At 41.3% G+C, this 17,721-nt stretch carries 13 protein-coding genes and 2 pseudogenes; 9 read left to right on the top strand and 6 right to left on the bottom strand.

Annotated elements, in window-relative coordinates; all coding sequences use genetic code 11:
* Positions 1-216 precede the first annotated feature (216 nt).
* Positions 217-723 carry a fibronectin type III domain-containing protein gene (locus tag IPP77_10560; GenBank protein MBL0310092.1) on the bottom strand — a complete coding sequence of 169 codons (507 nt, stop codon included), beginning with the start codon at positions 721-723 and terminating at the stop codon, positions 217-219.
* 335 nt (positions 724-1,058) lie between these two features.
* Here IPP77_10560 and IPP77_10555 point away from each other — a divergent pair, with 335 nt between their 5' ends.
* Positions 1,059-1,310 (top strand): hypothetical protein, encoded by a 252-nt coding sequence (locus tag IPP77_10555; GenBank protein MBL0310091.1) that lies wholly within the window; start codon positions 1,059-1,061, stop codon positions 1,308-1,310.
* Positions 1,311-1,380: 70 nt separating this feature from the next.
* Here the strand turns inward: IPP77_10555 and mutL are convergent, their stop codons facing one another.
* Positions 1,381-3,216 carry a DNA mismatch repair endonuclease MutL gene (gene mutL / locus IPP77_10550; protein MBL0310090.1) on the bottom strand — a complete coding sequence of 612 codons (1,836 nt, stop codon included), beginning with the start codon at positions 3,214-3,216 and terminating at the stop codon, positions 1,381-1,383.
* A 146-nt stretch (positions 3,217-3,362) separates the two neighbouring features.
* Between mutL and IPP77_10545 the strand changes: the two genes are divergently transcribed.
* The 3 genes and pseudogenes from IPP77_10545 (at position 3,363) to bshA (ending at position 7,464) form a co-directional block, all read left to right on the top strand.
* The gene (locus IPP77_10545) at positions 3,363-4,931 is read left to right on the top strand and encodes a glycoside hydrolase family 3 (GenBank protein MBL0310089.1); all 1,569 of its coding nucleotides are present in this window, start codon (positions 3,363-3,365) and stop codon (positions 4,929-4,931) included.
* A 36-nt stretch (positions 4,932-4,967) separates the two neighbouring features.
* Positions 4,968-6,275, top strand: coding sequence for a serine hydrolase (locus IPP77_10540; GenBank protein MBL0310088.1), 1,308 nt, complete (start codon positions 4,968-4,970; stop codon positions 6,273-6,275).
* 56 nt (positions 6,276-6,331) lie between these two features.
* Positions 6,332-7,464, top strand: a pseudogene (gene bshA, locus IPP77_10535) (N-acetyl-alpha-D-glucosaminyl L-malate synthase BshA).
* A 435-nt stretch (positions 7,465-7,899) separates the two neighbouring features.
* Here the strand turns inward: bshA and IPP77_10530 are convergent.
* From IPP77_10530 to IPP77_10515, 4 genes and pseudogenes are all read right to left on the bottom strand, one after another.
* Complete coding sequence (locus IPP77_10530) at positions 7,900-8,274, bottom strand: MGMT family protein (protein ID MBL0310087.1); 375 nt, start codon at positions 8,272-8,274, stop codon at positions 7,900-7,902.
* On the bottom strand, positions 8,261-8,953 hold the full coding sequence (trmB, locus tag IPP77_10525; protein MBL0310086.1) for a tRNA (guanosine(46)-N7)-methyltransferase TrmB: 693 nt from the start codon (positions 8,951-8,953) through the stop codon (positions 8,261-8,263). Before trmB ends, IPP77_10530 begins: the two co-directional genes overlap by 14 nt.
* A gap of 478 nt (positions 8,954-9,431) precedes the next feature.
* Positions 9,432-10,248 (bottom strand): annotated as a pseudogene (locus IPP77_10520) (SDR family oxidoreductase).
* 130 nt (positions 10,249-10,378) lie between these two features.
* On the bottom strand, positions 10,379-10,762 hold the full coding sequence (locus IPP77_10515; GenBank protein ID MBL0310085.1) for a RidA family protein: 384 nt from the start codon (positions 10,760-10,762) through the stop codon (positions 10,379-10,381).
* A 162-nt stretch (positions 10,763-10,924) separates the two neighbouring features.
* On the opposite strand from IPP77_10515, the gene IPP77_10510 reads away from it, so the two are divergent.
* The 5 genes from IPP77_10510 to IPP77_10490 all read left to right on the top strand — a co-directional run bounded on the left by IPP77_10510 (position 10,925) and on the right by IPP77_10490 (position 17,715).
* Positions 10,925-11,524, top strand: a complete 600-nt coding sequence (locus IPP77_10510; protein MBL0310084.1) for a 3-hydroxyacyl-CoA dehydrogenase — start codon at positions 10,925-10,927, stop codon at positions 11,522-11,524.
* Positions 11,525-12,850, top strand: coding sequence for a polysaccharide deacetylase family protein (locus IPP77_10505; GenBank protein ID MBL0310083.1), 1,326 nt, complete (start codon positions 11,525-11,527; stop codon positions 12,848-12,850). It abuts the gene before it with no gap.
* The gene (locus IPP77_10500) at positions 12,847-13,761 is read left to right on the top strand and encodes a hypothetical protein (GenBank protein MBL0310082.1); all 915 of its coding nucleotides are present in this window, start codon (positions 12,847-12,849) and stop codon (positions 13,759-13,761) included. Before IPP77_10505 ends, IPP77_10500 begins: the two co-directional genes overlap by 4 nt.
* A gap of 81 nt (positions 13,762-13,842) precedes the next feature.
* Entirely contained in the window at positions 13,843-14,871 is a 1,029-nt protein-coding gene (locus tag IPP77_10495; protein MBL0310081.1) for a PorP/SprF family type IX secretion system membrane protein, read from the top strand.
* A 147-nt stretch (positions 14,872-15,018) separates the two neighbouring features.
* Positions 15,019-17,715: a gliding motility-associated C-terminal domain-containing protein gene (locus IPP77_10490; protein MBL0310080.1), complete on the top strand. Its 2,697-nt coding sequence runs from the start codon at positions 15,019-15,021 to the stop codon at positions 17,713-17,715.
* Positions 17,716-17,721 lie beyond the last annotated feature (6 nt).

The following is a 17,721-nucleotide window of genomic DNA, read 5'->3' as shown; positions in this document are numbered from 1 at the left end:
GCGGTGAGTGCAATTATCCTGGAAATTAACGCAGATGGCCGGGTGGTAATTGCACATAATCTGCAAGTCAGTGCAAGAAGCCGGGAATTGAGCGGATTAAAACTGAAAATCAATGCTCTAAAATCGAATTTTAGAGTGCATTGCCTCTGGTATAAAACGCAAAAAACCTCGCTTTTGGCGAGGTTTTTTGCTGAAAATGAGCCTTTTAAAAGAAAATCAGGGTGCAGGGACTCCGCTTGAAATAATAATCGGAACAGCTACACTCCACTCCCCGGCTCCCGCCGCATTTACCGCCCGCACCTCAAACCAAACAATCTGTCCGGCATGAGCAGGGTCTGAGAAATCAATCGTTGTGGAAGAAACATCATGGTCGAAAGGAACCCAAGTGATGGTGCCGCCGCCCAGAGGGTCCGTAAACGTATAGCGGATGTTATACCAAACATGACCGTAGTGATGAACCGCGTCCCAATGCGCATCAATATGTCCGAACAAATCATGATGAGATAAAGAAAGATGCTGCACCTGTGTGGGAATGCCATGGTCCGGAGCGTTTGAATCCTGAACAAACATATTGGCGCTTTCGATGATAACTGCATCTCCGCCGCTGGCCCCATAAAAACGCCGCCCGCTTTGAACTTGCACGTAGGCAACTATTTTCTTGCCACTATTTCCATCGCCGCCTTTCTTTTTCAATTTGGCGGCGCGCCACAGCCATCGCCGCACTCAGCTGATGTTTGCAGCGGTCTACCGCCGTTTCGGCATGTTCCCAAGCATCGACCGTAGGCCGGTGGTCCCAGTCGGCCAGATGAGGGCGGAATGGGAAATTTACGGGATTACCGTTCATGGCCGCGATACAGGCGCAAAAAGTGCGCAATGACTTCGACCGCTATTCTTGCCGTACATTTTTGAGAATTTGCTTTTCTCATGTTTTTGTTTTTGTGGTTAAAAAATAATGGGTGCAAATAAAAGTCGCTTTTGGCTAAAGAAAACCGGCTATAACCGGTTTTTTATTTAACTGATTTTTTTATGGAAATTTGGGTAACCATAACAATTACCCTATGAACATAGATAAGCTCAACAATCGGCTTCGTACATGGTTTCTTACTTATCGCAAAGAGAAAGAATTAACCCAGGGCCAGTTTGCCGACAAGGCCGAAATCTGCCACAAGCATTATGGCGAATTTGAAAACACACAAACCAAATGTCGCCTCAGCATGTGGTATTTTTTAAAAATCTGCTATCACCACGGCCTCAAGCCCTGGGTCGTGCTCGAACTAGCACTGGGGTCGGTGTGGGGGGAGAAGACCTGAGGAGAGTGTTCCAACCAGTTCTGGTCAGACATCCGGCATTTGGCTTTGCCCGAAGAGCGCGATATTTGTATTATTTATTCTCAAACCGCTTCTCCATCTCCTCATTGCTGAAAGAAATGACGGTGAAGCGCCCGTTGGGGGCGTGGTAAGGTTTTTGGCAGGCGAAGAGTTCGTCAATAAGGGTTTTCATTTCTTCCTGTCCCAGAGTTTTTCCGGCTTTGATGGCAGAACTTTGTGCCAGTGAGCGGGCGAGGTTTTCTCTTTTGCTGAGGCGGCTGATGGTGGCGTTCATTTTATACTGCTCGATGAGTTCTTCCACCATTTTCTTTTCATCGCCCTGCAAAATATCGGCGGGGAAACCGTGGATGACAAAAGTGTTTTTGCCAAACTCCTGTATCTCAAAACCTAAGTTGTTGACTTCGGGAAGAATCTCTAGCATGATTTGTGCATCGGAGGCACTCAACTCTAAACTCTGCGGAAAAAGTTGCCGCTGGGTTTCGTTTTTATGTTTTTCTAATAGTTTGAGATAGCGCTCATACATGATGCGCTCATGTGCCGCTTGTTGGTCAATCAAAATAAATCCGCTCTTGATTTGCGAAACGATATAACGGTTATGGAGTTGATGAGGAGGAACCGCTTCTTTAATGACTTCGTGTTCGTCATGTTCGTCCGGAATACTGATTGCTGATGTCTGATCTCTATGTGCTGATTTCGAGGAGGGCATCATCCTTTCCCAGTTCTTCAGATTGTTTTCTTCTCGCCGACTTAAAGGTTCGAAATTAGAAGGGGGAGCAAACTTCTTGGCCTCTTTGTTTTGAGTAGCGTGCTGAGTGATTTCGATCCAGGTGCGCGGTGTTTGGTCAAAAGCACCGCTGGTGTTGAGGTGTGCCTCTTGGTTAAAATCGAGGGTGGGCGAAATGCTATAAGCACCGAGCGCATGTTTCACTCCCAGATTCACAAAGGTGTAAACCAGTTTTTCATCCTCAAACTTGATTTCATATTTGGCAGGGTGGACGTTGATGTCAATTTTAGTAGGATCAATGTCGAGGAACAATACAAAGAAAGGGAAGGTATCTTTGGGCATCATTTGCTCATAGCCCATAGAAACCGCATGGTTCAGATAGGGAGATTTGATAAACCGGTTGTTGACGAAAATATATTGTTCCCCTCGAGTCTTTTTGGAGAATTCGGGTTTGCCGATAAATCCATATACATGCAGCGAATAGCTTTGTTCTTCTACCGGTACAATTTTCTGCGCATAGTTATCACCAAAGAGCGAAACGATTCGCTGTTTCATATTTCCCGACTTGAGATGAAACATTTCATAATCGTTATTGAATAACTGAAAGCCGATGTGCGGATGCGCCAGCGCAATGCGTTGAAATTCCTCGATAATATTTTTCAGTTCAACAGCGTCGCTCTTCAAGAAATTCCTTCGAGCGGGTACATTGAAAAATAGATTTTTGATCGCCACAGAAGTTCCTTCCGGTGTTTGGCATGGCTCCTGCTTCAAAACCTTCATCCCCTCAATTTCAATACAAGTGCCGAGGGCTTCGTTTGATTGTCGGGTTTTAAGTTCCACTTGAGCAATAGCCGCAATAGAAGCCAGCGCCTCGCCGCGAAAGCCCATCGTTCGGATATTGAATAAATCTTCGGCTTCGCGAATTTTGGAAGTGGCGTGTTTTTCAAAACACATGCGGGCATCGGTTTCGCTCATGCCACAGCCGTTGTCAATCACCTGCAAAAGATTTTTGCCGGCAGCTTTCACAATCAGTTTGATGTGATTGGCGCCACTGTCAATCGAGTTCTCCATCATTTCCTTTACAGCCGATGCAGGACGTTGAATGACCTCTCCGGCGGCAATTTGGTTGGCGATATTGTCGGGTAGCAGTCTGATGATGTCCATGAAATGCAAACTTAATTATTTGCCTCGCTCTCGGCGGCAGTTCTTCCTTCTATTTATTTGTGAATTTCAATCAACATAAAAGGGTAGAAAAGTCGTTTAATAGATGAACCCGGAAGCCCGAAATGTTTCCTTGTTTTATACCGATTATGAAAAAAATTATTCTGGCTCTGTTTTCTGTTTCGTGCTTTCTTTATTCCGCAGGCCAGAATCCTGATTTTGTCAATTGGCGGAAGGATGAAGCCTGTATGAAATGGGTAGATTCAGTTTATAATCAATTGTCTTTAGAGGAAAAGATAGGGCAGTTCTTCATGCTTCCTGCATACACCTCGGGGAAAGACTACAACATGGATTCGGTACTGAATTTGGTAAAGAAGGGCAAGGCCGGTGGAGTGATTTTCTTTAAGGGACTGCCTGAAGCACAAGCAAAGTGGACGAACAAATTGCAGGATTCGTCGAAGGTCAACTGCTTGGTGGCGATTGACGGAGAATGGGGTTTGGCGATGCGATTAGATTCAACGATTTCATTTCCAAAACAAATGACGCTTGGAGCAATTTCCGATAACCAATTGATCTATGACATGGGGCGCGAGATTGGGCGGGAATGCAAGCGAATGGGAATCCATGTCAACTTTGCGCCGGATGTGGATGTGAATAATAATCCGAATAATCCGGTTATCAATGAAAGGAGCTTTGGCGAGAATAAATTTAAGGTGGCAGCAAAAGGGGTGGCTTATGCCAATGGTTTGCAGGACGAAGGTATATTGGCTTGTGCCAAACATTTTCCGGGCCACGGTGATGTGAACCAGGATTCTCACAAAGAACTTCCCCTTATCTTGAAAAGTGCGCTGAGTATGGATAGTCTGGAGCTTTACCCTTTTAAAGCATTGGTGAACAATGATGTGGGAAGTGTGATGGTGGCACATTTGAATATCCCCTCTTTGGATCGTGACACTGGTTCGGTGGCCTCTCTTTCTAAAAAAGTGACGACCGATCTGTTGAAAGTCACACTGGGTTTTGACGGTCTGGTTTTTTCGGATGCGCTGAACATGAAGGGGGTGAGTAAATTTTATAAGCCTGGGACGGTAGATTCTATTGCGTTCATGGCCGGTAATGATATTCTTGTTTTCAGTGAAAATGCAAACGAGGGAATTCAGAAAATCAAATCCGCGGTGGACAGCGGAAAGATTTCGCCTATTGATTTTCAAATGCGGGTGAAGAAAGTGCTGGCTTATAAATATAAGTTGGGATTAAATAATCCGCAACGGATTAAGATGGGAAACCTTTATGCGGATTTGAATAACACGAAGGCTACACTCCTTCGCCAGAAACTCTATGAAAAAGCGATCACCATAGCTGCTAATTTGGATAAACGACTTCCATTTAAAGACTGGGATTATAAAAGAGTAGCCTCTCTCTCTATTGGAAACAGCGGCACTTCCATGTTTCAAAATCATATCAACCAATTTGCTGAAATGGATTTGTTTAACCAATCACAGGAGCATAGCCGGACTGGATTTAAGAATCTGATAGACTCTCTGGCGAAGTATGATTTGGTGATTATTGACCTGCATGGAATGTCGCGTCTTGCTTCCAAGAATTATAACGTAAGCGAAGAAATGAGGAAGTTTACGGAAGCGCTTTCAGGAAGGACAAAAGTGGTGTTGGTTGTTTTCGGAAATCCATACAGCTTACAATACTTTGAGTTTCTGCCCTAGATAATTCTGGCACATGAGGATAATGATGCGACTAATTTGGCAGCGGCCAATGCCTTGTTTGGTGCAGAGAAAATCTCAGGAATACTACCTGTCACGGCATCAAATAATTTTACAGAGGGTACTGGATTTATTTTTGATACGATATACCGATTGAAACTCTCTTTTCCTGAAGAAGTATCTATAAGAAAGGAGAACTTGAAACAGATGGATGAAATTGTCCGGGTAGGGATTCAAAATAAGGCTTTTCCCGGTTGCCAGTTGCTGGTAGCAAAGGATGGGAAGGTGATCTGGAATAAATCGTATGGCAACAAAATTTATGAGACAAAGGATCGGGTCAATAATACCGATGTGTATGATCTTGCTTCCATCACAAAAGTAGCAGCTACGACTTTGGCCGTCATGAAGTTGTATGATGAAGGAAAACTAGATTTGAATCTGACGGTGGAGGATTACCTTGATTTGCCGAAAAGCGCTACCATACGAAACCTAAAACTGAAAGATGTTTTAACACATCAGGCCGGCTTGAAGGCTTTCATTCCATTTTACAAACAAACGATTGGTAGTGATTTTGACCGATATTATCGCAAAGCACCTGATGCTGTTTTCAGTATTCCGGTAGCAGATAGTTTATTCCTAAGATCCGATTATCCGGATTCGATCTGGCATATCATTTCTCATTCAGACATTGAAGAGCATCCTAAATATGTTTACAGCGATAATGACTTTTATATACTTCAAAAAATAGTCGAAAGAATTACTGGAATAGGCTTGAGTGACTATGTTGAGGAATTCTTTTACCGTCCGATGGGACTTACTCGGATTGGATATCTTCCTTTGAATAGAATCTCTGCTACCCGGATCCCTCCTACAGAAAACGATACAATCTTTCGCAAACGACAAATCAGAGGATACGTGCACGATCCCGGGGCGGCTATGATTGGAGGAGTAGCCGGACACGCCGGATTATTCAGTAATGCTTTTGATTTAGCAGCTTTATTTCAAATGCTGTTGAATGACGGAGTTTACAATGGGAAAAGACTTTTGGATTCTTCTACGGTAAGACTTTTTACTTCCCGGCACTCCAAAATTTCTCGTCGTGGTTATGGTTTTGATAAACCAGAGCCGGACATTTCAAAATCTTCTCCTTGTTATGATAAAGTTCCCTTATCGGCTTTTGGTCATACAGGCTTCACCGGTACCTGTGTTTGGAGCGACCCGGAGAATCATTTGACCTATGTTTTCCTTTGTAATAGGGTATATCCCAACGCGGAAAACAACCAGTTAGTTAAAATGAATATCCGTACTGATTTACAGGAGGTAATTTATAAAGCCCTTAGCAATTAATATTCAGTCCGCAATCTATTTACCTTCACGTCTTCTAATAACTTGATTATCCGAATATGAAAATTGGAATCGTGTGTTACCCTACCTATGGAGGTAGTGGAGTGGTCGCTACAGAGTTAGGAAAAGCTTTGGCACGAAAGGGCAATCACATACACTTTATTACGTATCAGGAACCGGCTCGGTTAGGCTCGTTTAACGAGAATATATTCTACCATGAAGTCGCGGCAATGAGCTATCCTTTATTTCAACATCCACCTTATGAAAGTGCCTTAGCAAGCAAGATTGTGGATGTGGCATTATTCGAACATCTGGATATTCTTCATGTGCATTATGCTATCCCTCATGCATCGGCCGCTTTGATGGCTCGCTCGATTTTAAAAGAGAAGAATTATCATCTACCGTTTGTGACGACACTTCACGGAACCGATATCACCTTGGTAGGTAAAGATCCGAGCTACAAATCGGTGGTGGAATATTCTATCAATCATTCAGATGGAATAACTTGTGTTTCGAAAAGTTTGATGGAGGACACCTATAAAAACTTTTCGATTGAGAGAGAGATTGATGTTATTCCCAATTTTATTGATTTTTCAAGATTTAAAAAGACAAATAAAGATCACTTTAAAAAGGCCATTGCCCCTAATGGGGAAAAAATCTTGATTCATGTTTCTAATTTCCGAAAGGTGAAACGAGTAGAGGATGTTTTGCGCCTATTTGATTTGGTTTCTAAGAAAATTCCTTCAAAACTTTTTCTAGTTGGAGATGGGCCTGAACGAATGAATATAGAAAAGCTATGTAGAGAATTTGGCAATTGTGATCAAGTAAGTTTTCTTGGCAAACAAGAAGCTGTCGAGGATTTGTTGGCCGTTTCTGATCTATTTATTCTTCCTTCTGAAACTGAAAGTTTTGGATTGGCCGCTTTAGAAGCTATGGCTGTTGAAGTTCCGGTGATTGCTTCTAATGCCGGAGGTTTACCGGAAATTATTGAACAAGGTAAAACAGGGTTTATGAGCGATGTTGGTGATTATACTGACATGGCTAAAAACGCCATTTATATTCTCGAGTCTGAAGCCCGATTGAAGGAGTTTAAGAAAAATGCACTAATCAAGCAAGAAAATTTGATATCGGAATCGTGTTGCCTTTATATGAGGCCCACTACAACAAGATAATCAAGCAGACGATAACGTGAACGAGAATCTGTTATTAAAAATAACAGAAAACCTATACAGCCCGCAAAAAGCTATATTAGAAATACAAACCAACAAAATCTAACAGTTAACAGCCCAAACAAAAAACGTACACCAAAAGCTAAATTTTAGCCCTTATTGTACAGTTTGTTTGCGCCATAAATTAAACCTGCCGCTAGAAGCAACACAACACCTCCATCAATAGGTGTAGCTGGCGGTGGTGGTGGTGGTGGTGGTGGTGCAGGAGGCGGCCCTATTTGGGAAAACGCTAGCACTGAAATCACCAATAATGCCAAAACCGATACGATTTGTAAAAACCTTTTATTCATACACACTATATTTATCCTGACAGTTAATTAAACCCTTTATTTAGTATTCAAGAGGTTACAAAGATACAAACTCCATCTCTAATATGCAAGGTTTTTAAAGATTTTTTTTCAAATAGTTAATTCCTTCGTAGGATCCCAAAACAATTTTTCAAAATCTACGACTGCATTATTATCTACATGTACTCTCTCCTCCTCAAGAAGTTGTTCCATCCTATCAGAGGGGGAAAAATGATTTTTGCCGCTTAGTAAACCATTCCTGTTTAAAACTCTATGAGCCGGAACAGGAGGAAGCACAGAATGGGAACTGCTCAAGGCATAGCCTACCATTCTTGCTGATTTAGCAGTTCCTAAATAGCGAGCAATTGCTCCATAACTAGTAACTCTACCTTTTGGAATCAACCGCACCACATCATACACATTTTCAAAAAATGAGAAATTATGGATGGGTTTCTTCTCTTTCAATCGGGAGTTAACCTTTTTCATAACGACTTCTAAGATATTGAATCTTCCTCCCCTCTTTTAAATGGCATTTTTCATAATAAGTTTGAATATTCAATTCTTCAAAATCTAAAGGACTGGCATAAATATCTTCTTTATAAACTTCAGATTGCCATCCTTTTTCCATGAGTGCCTGTTTAGTGAAGTGAAACAAAGGTAAATCATCTGTTTTGAAGTTAATTGATGCATCCGGTTTTATTATGCACTGGTATCTCTCAAGGAAAGAGACGGAGGTCAGTCTTCTCTTTGCGTCCCTTTTTCTTGGAAAAGGATCTGGAAAAGTAATCCAAATTTCATCCACCTCATTTTCTGCAAAAAAAAGTGTAATATTTTCAATCTTCATTCGCACAAAAACCAGATTTGTCAACTTTTCATCCATGCCGGCTTTTGCTCCGGTGAAAATTCGAGCGCCCTTTGAATCAATACCGATGAAATTCTTTTTCGGATATTTCTTTGCCATTGCCAACGCATAATCACCTTTCCCACATGCCAATTCAAGAATTATAGGGTTATCATTTTTAAAGACATCTTTTTGCCATTTGCCCTTCAATTCTCGATCGTTACCTAGTGAATCTCTAAGAGATGGCTTGGTGTAATGCTCGTTTTGAAAGACATTAGGGAAGGAATCAATACTCCGAATTTTAAACAATTTAGCCTTACCCATTCACTTACCCAGAATTATTTGAGTGGCAAAAATATTTTATTGAATGAAGTTAAGTAATTTCATTTGCGGGTTAAAAATAGGATGATGATCCAAAATTTCGAGGTTTTATGCCGGCTCATGAACTCGTCGCTTGTGATGGCCTGCTCGTGAGCTATGATGGCCGTCTTATGTGCTATGATGGTGTACTCGTGTGCTATGATGGCCCGCTTGTCTGCTATGATGGTGCGCTGGGCTTGATGGCCACCCTGCGAGCCGTGATGGCCGTCTTATGTGCTTCGGTACGGTGCTATGATGGCCTACTTGTCTGCTATGATGGTGTACTCGAGGGACGTGATGGTGTACTCAAACAACGTTTACCTATAGGACAATTTGGGCTATTTGAATTTGTTTTTATAAGCTAATCTTATCCTCAGCAATAAAAGGGCTAACTGCGAGAAGTTGTTAGTTCTGCGGAAGAACTAATTTTCAATTCTGAAAGCTATTGATCTTTCCCGAATTCGTTCATTACCGCTTCACTGATCCCCATATTGGAAAAACCTCCATCATGAAAGAGATTTTGCATGGTGACATAACGAGTCAAATCACTAAATAAGGCGATACAAAAATTAGCACAAGATTCAGCAGATGCATTTCCCAGAGGACTCATTTTATCTGCAAAGCCAAAGAATGAATCAAAACCTTTAATCCCCGAACCGGCAGTCGTCTTGGTAGGTGACTGCGATATGGAATTGACGCGCACCTTTCGGTGGTTTCCATAATAGTAACCAAAAGAGCGGGCGATAGATTCTAATGCAGCTTTGGCATCGGCCATATCGCCGTATCCCGGGAAAGTACGCTGGGCAGCAATATAAGTAAGTGCCACCACAGACCCCCATTCATTGATGGCATCTTGTTTGTAGCAAACTTGCAACACTTTATGTAAAGACACGGCAGATATATCAAATGTTTTTTCCAGCAACTCATAATTCAAGTCGGTATAGGCCTCTTCCTTTGCGGACGTTGGGAGACATTCCTATAGAGTGCAAAACGAAATCGAGTTTTCCACCCAAATGTTCTACCGATTGAGAAACCAACTTATCTAAATCCTCCACCAAAGTGGCGTCTGCGGGAATAACGATAGAATCACATTTTTCAGCCAACTTTATTATTTCGCCCATTCGCATCGCTACCGGAGCATTGGTAAGTGTAAATTTCGCGCCTTGTTGGTGTGCCATCAGTGCGACTTTCCACGCAATAGAATTTTCATCAAGCGCACCGAAGATAATCCCGCGTTTCCCGGCAAGTACATTATTCATACAAGTAAATTTCGCGCTAAACTAAAATAATGTGATGAAGTCAAAAGAAAGGAATGAAAATCAATCGAACTAAAGGGGAAATTGACATCGTTTTAATTCTCAACAGTTTGTTCGATAAGGGAAAGTTATTTTAGGGAACCGTTGCAATTACCGATATTTCTACCTCTGCGTCTTTTGGTAAGCGCGCTACTTCTACTGTCTCACGTGCCGGGTAATCACTTAGAAAATAAGAAGAATAGACTTTATTGATCTTGGTAAAGTCGTCCATGTTTTTGATAAAAATAGTAGCCTTTACAATATGATTATAATTACAGCCGGCTGCTTCCAGAATGGCACCAATATTCTTCATGACTCTGTGGGTTGACGGTTCTATACCTCCAATAACCATAGTATCGGTTTCAGGATCAATGGGTATTTGGCCGGAAATAAAAAGGGCATTTCCCACTTTGATTGCTTGGGAATAAGGCCCGATAGCAGCTGGAGCGTTTTTAGTTTGAATGATTTTCTTTTTCATGAGTAAAGAGGATTTCGGAATTGAAGGAAGAAAAAATTATTTTGCGCCACGAATGTAAGGTAATTATGAAAATATTGATGACAGGGGATGAGAATCGTGCTGCTGAATTTCGGTTGCGCTTAGTCGGTTCTGAAAACCTAGAGATAGATTATACAGACGGAGATGAGGATGGAGGATTTTAAGGATTATGACGCTATTTTCGATTTGAATTTTGATGATGATCCGTCTAATTTTCCGTTATATGCTTCATTAAGAGATAAACCAATATTCACCTCCGCGGTAAAAATGAGTCTGAATGAATTGGTGTATACCTCAGAATTGAAGGTAAAATGTAAGCTATTTGGAATCAATGCATTGCCTACTTTTCTAAATCAGGGAAAATGGGAAATCAGCGCCTATCGCAAATTTCAAATTCCTGATTTGGTGAACTTGATGAAAGCGCTTTCAATAGATTACTTACCTGTTGAAGATCGGGTAGGGATGGTGAAACCACGAGTGATTTTCATGCTAATTAATGAGGCTTGCTACGCACTTCAAGGAAGTACCGCTACAATGGAGGATATTGATTTGTCTATGAAGTTAGGAACCAACTATCCGTTTGGCCCTTTCGAGTGGAGTGATAAAATTGGGCTGACTCATGTATTTGAGACGCTGGCTGCCTTATATGAAGACACTAAAGATGAGCGATATAAAATCAGCCCGCTTTTGAAAGCTAAATATATGCGAAACGAATCCTTTTATCGAAATCAAGCAAAGAAATAGGTGACCCATCTACTAATATATACGAATCGGACTTCAGAGCGCCTGACGTACATCTTTGACTTTATTTTGACCGAGTTATTAGGTCTTAGTTACGAACTGACAAGTGACCAGGAACAATTCTCTGACTATAAAGAGCCAAAATTTTCCTATGCCACCATGGCGGTCGGATATGAGCCCTTCTTCGAATCTACCCCGCTTTTATTTGAAAAAGACATTCATCCTCAACCGATAAATTTTTCTGAGTACGAACATTTGATGGGATTTTATCCCGTGTCTGATAGATCACTGATTCCTTTTGACATTTTTGCCTCCGCCTTTTTTATGATTACCCGGTATGAGGAATATCTGCCCGGCAAAAAGGATAAATACGATCGCTATCGAGGTAGCCAAAGTATGAGTTCTAAGGGTGGGCATCTTGAAAAACCCATGATTGATTATTATGCGTTAGCGCTTAAAAAAATTCTAAAAGCTCAGTATCCGGCCTTACAGTTTCGACCAAATCCATTTGAATACATTTTGACTTTTGATGTAGATATGGCGTTTTCCTATCTCCATAAAGACACAAGAACCAATTTAGGAGGTTTTGCACGATCAATAATTCTTTCCGAGTTTGGAGATTTTAAAGATCGGTTTTTAGTTTTATTGCGACAGAAGCGTGACCCTTATGACACTTATGACTATATCTATGAAATTGCCGAAAAGCATGATCTTAAAACCCGTTTTTTCTTTTTGTTAGGTGATAAGTCTAAGTTTGACAAGAACGTTTCATACAAAATTCCCGCGTTTCGTGAAATAGTAAAAATGGTTTCTGAAAAATCTGAAACCGGGATCCACTTATCTTTCAAATCACATGTCTCCAATGAATTGATGGTAAAGGAAATTGAAAGACTACAGGAAATTGGGGGAAACAAAGTCAGTGCTAACCGATTTCATTATCTCCGATATCAAATTCCTTCCTCTTATAGTCGGTTAATTAAAGTAGGGATCACCGAAGATCATTCCATGGGTTATGCGGGTCGTGTGGGATTTCGAGCTGGCACTGGTTCTCCTTATAGTTTTTTTAATCTAAAACACAACGTAAGAACGCCTTTAAGAATTTATCCATTTGCTTTTATGGATGCAACTTTCGTGCATTATCGCAGAAATAATCCAAATGAATCTTTAGAGAAAATCCGGGAGCTAATGAATTATGTGAAAGAAACCGGAGGGCCTTTTGTGGGCTTATGGCATAACAGTTCTTTTACCGAGAATAAAGATTATAAAGGCTGGAGAAAAATATTTGAAACGGTTGCCGAGGAGGCAGCCGAGTTAATGAAGGAATCTTGAACACAATTCAATTTCTGAAAAGAAAAGAGATTGATGAGCAAAAATGGAATCATCTCATCCATCACGCACAAACCACTCTACCCTACGCCCTGACGTGGTACCTAGATGCAGTTGCTGAAAACTGGGATGCTTTGGTATTCGGAGATTATCAAGTCGTGTTTCCTTTGCCTTGGTTCCGAAAGTGGGGTGCCAAATGTATCTATCAACCTTTTTTTTGTCAGCAACTTGGCTTTTTCCACTCGGATGTTTTACACGAACAAGCAGCACAAGATTGCTTGAATTACACTAAAAAAAAATTTCCATACATAGACTTAAACCTCAATTCTTCAACACGGATTTTATTGGATAAGTTTCCTTTTAAGTCAAAAAATAATTTTTTGATTTCATTAAGGAATGATTATAAAACCCTGAGTAAAAATTACTCGGTAAACCATCAGAGAAATATCAAAAAAGCAGTTAAGTTAAATTTGAGCCTCATAGAAGTTGACGCGGACAACTTTGTGCCGTTTTATCTTCAACAAATTCAGAAACGTCAGTCTGATTTCAAGCTAAAACATGGAAATGTCTTTCGTTTATTGACTGATGCACTGATAAAAAGCAACAAAGGCAAAATCATCGCAGTTAAAAATCGGGAGAACGAAATAATTTCTGGATCGTTATTTATTTTTTATCGTGACCGCATTATCAACATCGCGCAGGCTACCGATACAGAAGGAAGAGATTCTGGTGCCGCACATTTTCTATTTGACGGCATTATTCGCCAGCACGCAGGATCTGATAAAATATTAGATTTTGAAGGCTCCTCCATTCCTTCTATTGCTCGATTTTATAAAGGCTTTGGCGCAGAGGCAGAAATATTTTATCAATATAAAACCAACGTTCTGAAAAGAATAGGTTTTACAACGGAATAAAAACGGAGTCTATGCAACTTGTTTTTGGTGAAATGCTTCTTTTACATACATTTATCCTTCCTATTCAATATATTTAGCGGAATGAGAAAACTATACACTGTCCTATTTATTTCTTGCCTTTGGAATTTTGTTCAATCTCAGGACATACATTTTTCACAGTACTATGCTTCTCCATTAACGCTAAATCCAGCATTAACTGGAAATATCAATGGCGTTTTCCGGGGGGTATTGAATTATAGAAATCAATGGTTTACTGTTCCCAGCCTAAATTCTATTGCTCCATACCAAACTTATCAAGTATCTTTTGATGCCCCCATTCTGCGAGAACGATTGGGCAATGATGGGTTTGGGATTGGAGGAATGTTTTATGCTGATCAGGCTGGCGATGGAGCGCTGACTACATTTAGTGGTATGGCATCTATAGCTTACCATAAAGCAGTTGATCGCTATGGTAGAGCGAGAATTTCACTTGGTATTCAGGCGGGTGTTGTTTCAAAGCAGGTTAAAATTGATCATCTTATTTTTGAGAATCAGTTAGATAATTTCGGGTTTAATAGTTCATTACCTAATGGAGAGACCAATTTTAATAACCGCGCTATTATTTATCCTGATGTTAATATCGGTGGATTATGGTCACATGCTCCCAAGGAAAAATTCCGTTATTATGTTGGGTTTTCCATGAATCATCTTTCTCGTCCTAAAGAATCTTTTCTGGAGGACGACCGCAATCGGTTGAAGTATCGGTTTAATGTTCATGCAGGAACGGAAATTTTCCTCAATCGAGACAATTCATTTAGTATGACCCCTACTTTTCTTTTCCTCTTGCAAGGAAACGCGAAGCAGTATAACGTAGGTATAGGGCTGAATTACTGGTTAAGCGATGATGTGGCAATTTTTGGTGGTGGGTGGTACCGTTGGATGGATGCGGCAATAGTCAATGCGGGTGTAGAGTTATTTAATCTTCGGCTTGGATTTAGTTATGACCTCAACCATTCGGGTTTCCGAACAGCCACTGGAGCCCAGGGCGGTTTCGAGGCTTCGGCCATTTATATTTTCAAAAAAGAAAAACCAGGTAAACTCCAATACGAGAAATATTGTCCTCTCTTTTGAACGCATGGGTAAAACACATGGATAATTCAGAGAGCATCCTCCACAAAGGATGCTTTCTTTGTGTACGGTTGGAAATGGTAATTTCTAAGGCAACCAATGAATAGCTGTTTTCATCTTATTTCTTATAAAAAGAGTGTGCGCGTTTAAATGAATTCAATCTACAACCGGTTAACAACATTTATTTTTCTATCACTTCTGGTGTTTTCAGTCCGGGCACAACCAGGCTGTCCTTCTGTAGATGCAGGCCCGGATGTTTCGTTGACTTGTGGTATCGCTTGCGCAGATTTGGCGGCGACACCTTTCAAAACGGGCGGAACAAACGCCTACGAAGTCTCTCAAATTCCATATACTCCGTTTCCGTACAATACCGGTACTCCTATTCTTGTAAATATTGATGACACTTGGTCTCAAGCGATACCATTACCTTTCAATTTTTGTTTTTTTGGAAATATCTATACCAAAATCATTCTCGCCTCTAATTGCATTGTATCTTTTGATACGAGCAGTGCAGGTCAATATTCTAATTATGTTATAAACGATTCCATACCAACACCAAATAATATAAACGGAGCATTCGGAAATAGCATCATGGGCCCTTGGCAGGACACGGACCCCAGCTTTCAGGGAAATACCTATTACCAAATCATAGGCACCGCTCCGTGCAGAATATTTATTGCCTCTTGGTATCGTATTCCATATTTTGGTGACCCTAATAGTAAGGCAGCAGGCCAATTTTGTAATAGTCCTATTTATGCTACCAGCCAAATTGTTCTTTATGAAACCACCAATGCCATTGAGATTTATATAGAGAATAAAGAAGTATGCCCCAACTGGAATGACGGTGCTGCCATCGAAGGAATAGTAGGAGATAATGGAGCAACTGCATATACTGTCCCCGGCAGAAATTATCATTCTGGCTCTAGCTGGACTGCCCAAAATGATGCTTGGAGGTTTAATCCTAACGGGGTTCCTTCATATACCACCAGATGGTTTGAAGGAACTACTTTGGTAGGAACTGGCGACAGCATCCAGGTTTGTCCTACGACTCTTCAAACTACCTATACGGCCATTACCACCTATGAGCCTTGTGGTGTGGGCACGCCCATTGTTGTTGCCGATTCATTGGTAGTAAACCTTAGCGGTATTTTCTCTGTTAATATTGATTCTTCTAAAAACATAAGCTGCAATAGTGCTAATGATGGAGTAGCATGGGTAAGCATAATCGGAGGGAGCCAGCCAGTTAACTACGGTTGGTCCAATGGGCAAAATAATCTGGTGATAGCCGGTTTATCAGCAGGCACCTATATTTTTACCGCCTCGGATGCTACCGGTTGCTTATTAGCAGATACAGTAAGCATCTCTAATCCACCGGCGCTATTGGTCAATCTGGTTAATCAGAATAATGGAGTATGCAGTTCCGTGCCGCAAGGTAGCCTAACGGTAAGTGGGGCTGGAGGTACCCCCGGATATACCTACCGGTGGAGTAATAATCAAAATGGGCCGAACATCATTGGGCTTGGAGCGGGTATTTACACTGTAACTATAACCGATACCACCTTATGTACCGCTACGGCTTCCTATACCATTGTTCCCGATGCTTCTATGGTTGCCAATCCTATTGTAGGTGATGTCAGTTGTTATTTATCATCCGATGGCTCCATTGATGTAAACCCTTCTAACGGAGTTCCACCCTATACCTTTGTCTGGAACGTATCAAAAAACACCCAAGTAGCCAATGGCCTTGCTGCAGGAAACTACCGTTGCACCGTAACGGATGTAAACGGATGTACTGCTTCAATTAATGAGAATATCACAGAACCCAGTGATATTCAAATCACCGTTTCCGCTACGGCCGTCAAATGTGTGGGTAATAGCGATGGAGTTATTCTAGTGTCAGCAACTGGTGGTTCAGCGCCATATAGTTTTGCAGCCACACTGGATTTTTCTATCTGGCATTATCCGAAGGATGGTTTTTCAGGGGAAATAGAAGAATTGTCGGAGGGGGTATTTACGGTAGCCGTAGCAGATGATAACGGTTGTATCAAGCGAGTTCAGGTAACAGTGCCCAATGCTCAGCTCGATCAGTTTATCGTTTATTCAGATTCTACATCCTGCTACGGCCCGGATTATAATGATGGAGTAGTTTATGTAGACGTAGTCTCCACTCAAAACGGCCCTTATCAGTTTTCGATTGATAGTGGTGAGTTTCAGTTTGCCACTGAGTTTTATGACCTCGCTGCCGGTCTTCATACTATTACTGCGGTGAATACTAACAACTGTCCAACCAACATGCCCGTTCTGGTTTATGAGCCGCTGCCCATTATTGCAGATATGAACCCGGATAGCATAGTCATTGAACTTGGTGGTAGCGAGTTGGTACAGGTAAATTATCTAAACGCCAACAACCCTTCATTTAACTGGACCCCTTCATTTGGGTTGAGTTGTATAGACTGTGCGAATCCTTCTGTGACTCCTTATGAAAATGAAGATTATACGGTGACCATATCCGTTGAAAAAGTGAGAGCGACCTGCTATGGATACGCAACACTGCATGTAACTGTTTTGCCTCCCAAACCAATCTACATTCCCAACTCATTCACTCCCAATGGCGATGGCAACAATGATGTCTTTCTGATTTATGGGGTGGGAATCAAAACAGTTGACATGAAGGTATTCAACCGTTGGGGAGAGAAAGTGTTCGAAAGTGATAATCAATTTTATGGGTGGGATGGTTTCTACAAATCCGAAGTACAATCGCCCGGAGTCTATACCTATACCGCCAAAATCTCTTACCTCGATGATTCCGAAACCGAAAAACTCGGCTCGGTTACTTTGCTGAAATAATTTTTG

The sequence above is a fragment of the Bacteroidota bacterium genome (genome assembly GCA_016722375.1).
Lineage (GTDB): Bacteria > Bacteroidota > Bacteroidia > Chitinophagales > LD1 > Bog-950.
The sequence above is the reverse complement of the archived record's forward strand: the minus strand, read 5'-3'. Positions and strand labels throughout refer to the sequence as shown.

Excerpts from the sequence above, each read along its gene's own strand:
- IPP77_10555 (MBL0310091.1), top strand. The coding sequence starts at position 1,059 with ATGAACATAGATAAGCTCAACAATCGGCTTCGTACATGGTTTCTTACT.
- IPP77_10495 (MBL0310081.1), top strand. The coding sequence starts at position 13,843 with ATGAGAAAACTATACACTGTCCTATTTATTTCTTGCCTTTGGAATTTT.
- IPP77_10530 (MBL0310087.1), bottom strand. The coding sequence starts at position 8,274 with ATGAAAAAGGTTAACTCCCGATTGAAAGAGAAGAAACCCATCCATAAT.
- IPP77_10490 (MBL0310080.1), top strand. The coding sequence starts at position 15,019 with ATGAATTCAATCTACAACCGGTTAACAACATTTATTTTTCTATCACTT.
- IPP77_10510 (MBL0310084.1), top strand. The coding sequence starts at position 10,925 with ATGAGGATGGAGGATTTTAAGGATTATGACGCTATTTTCGATTTGAAT.
- mutL (MBL0310090.1), bottom strand. The coding sequence starts at position 3,216 with ATGGACATCATCAGACTGCTACCCGACAATATCGCCAACCAAATTGCC.
- IPP77_10515 (MBL0310085.1), bottom strand. The coding sequence starts at position 10,762 with ATGAAAAAGAAAATCATTCAAACTAAAAACGCTCCAGCTGCTATCGGG.
- IPP77_10545 (MBL0310089.1), top strand. The coding sequence starts at position 3,363 with ATGAAAAAAATTATTCTGGCTCTGTTTTCTGTTTCGTGCTTTCTTTAT.
- trmB (MBL0310086.1), bottom strand. The coding sequence starts at position 8,953 with ATGGGTAAGGCTAAATTGTTTAAAATTCGGAGTATTGATTCCTTCCCT.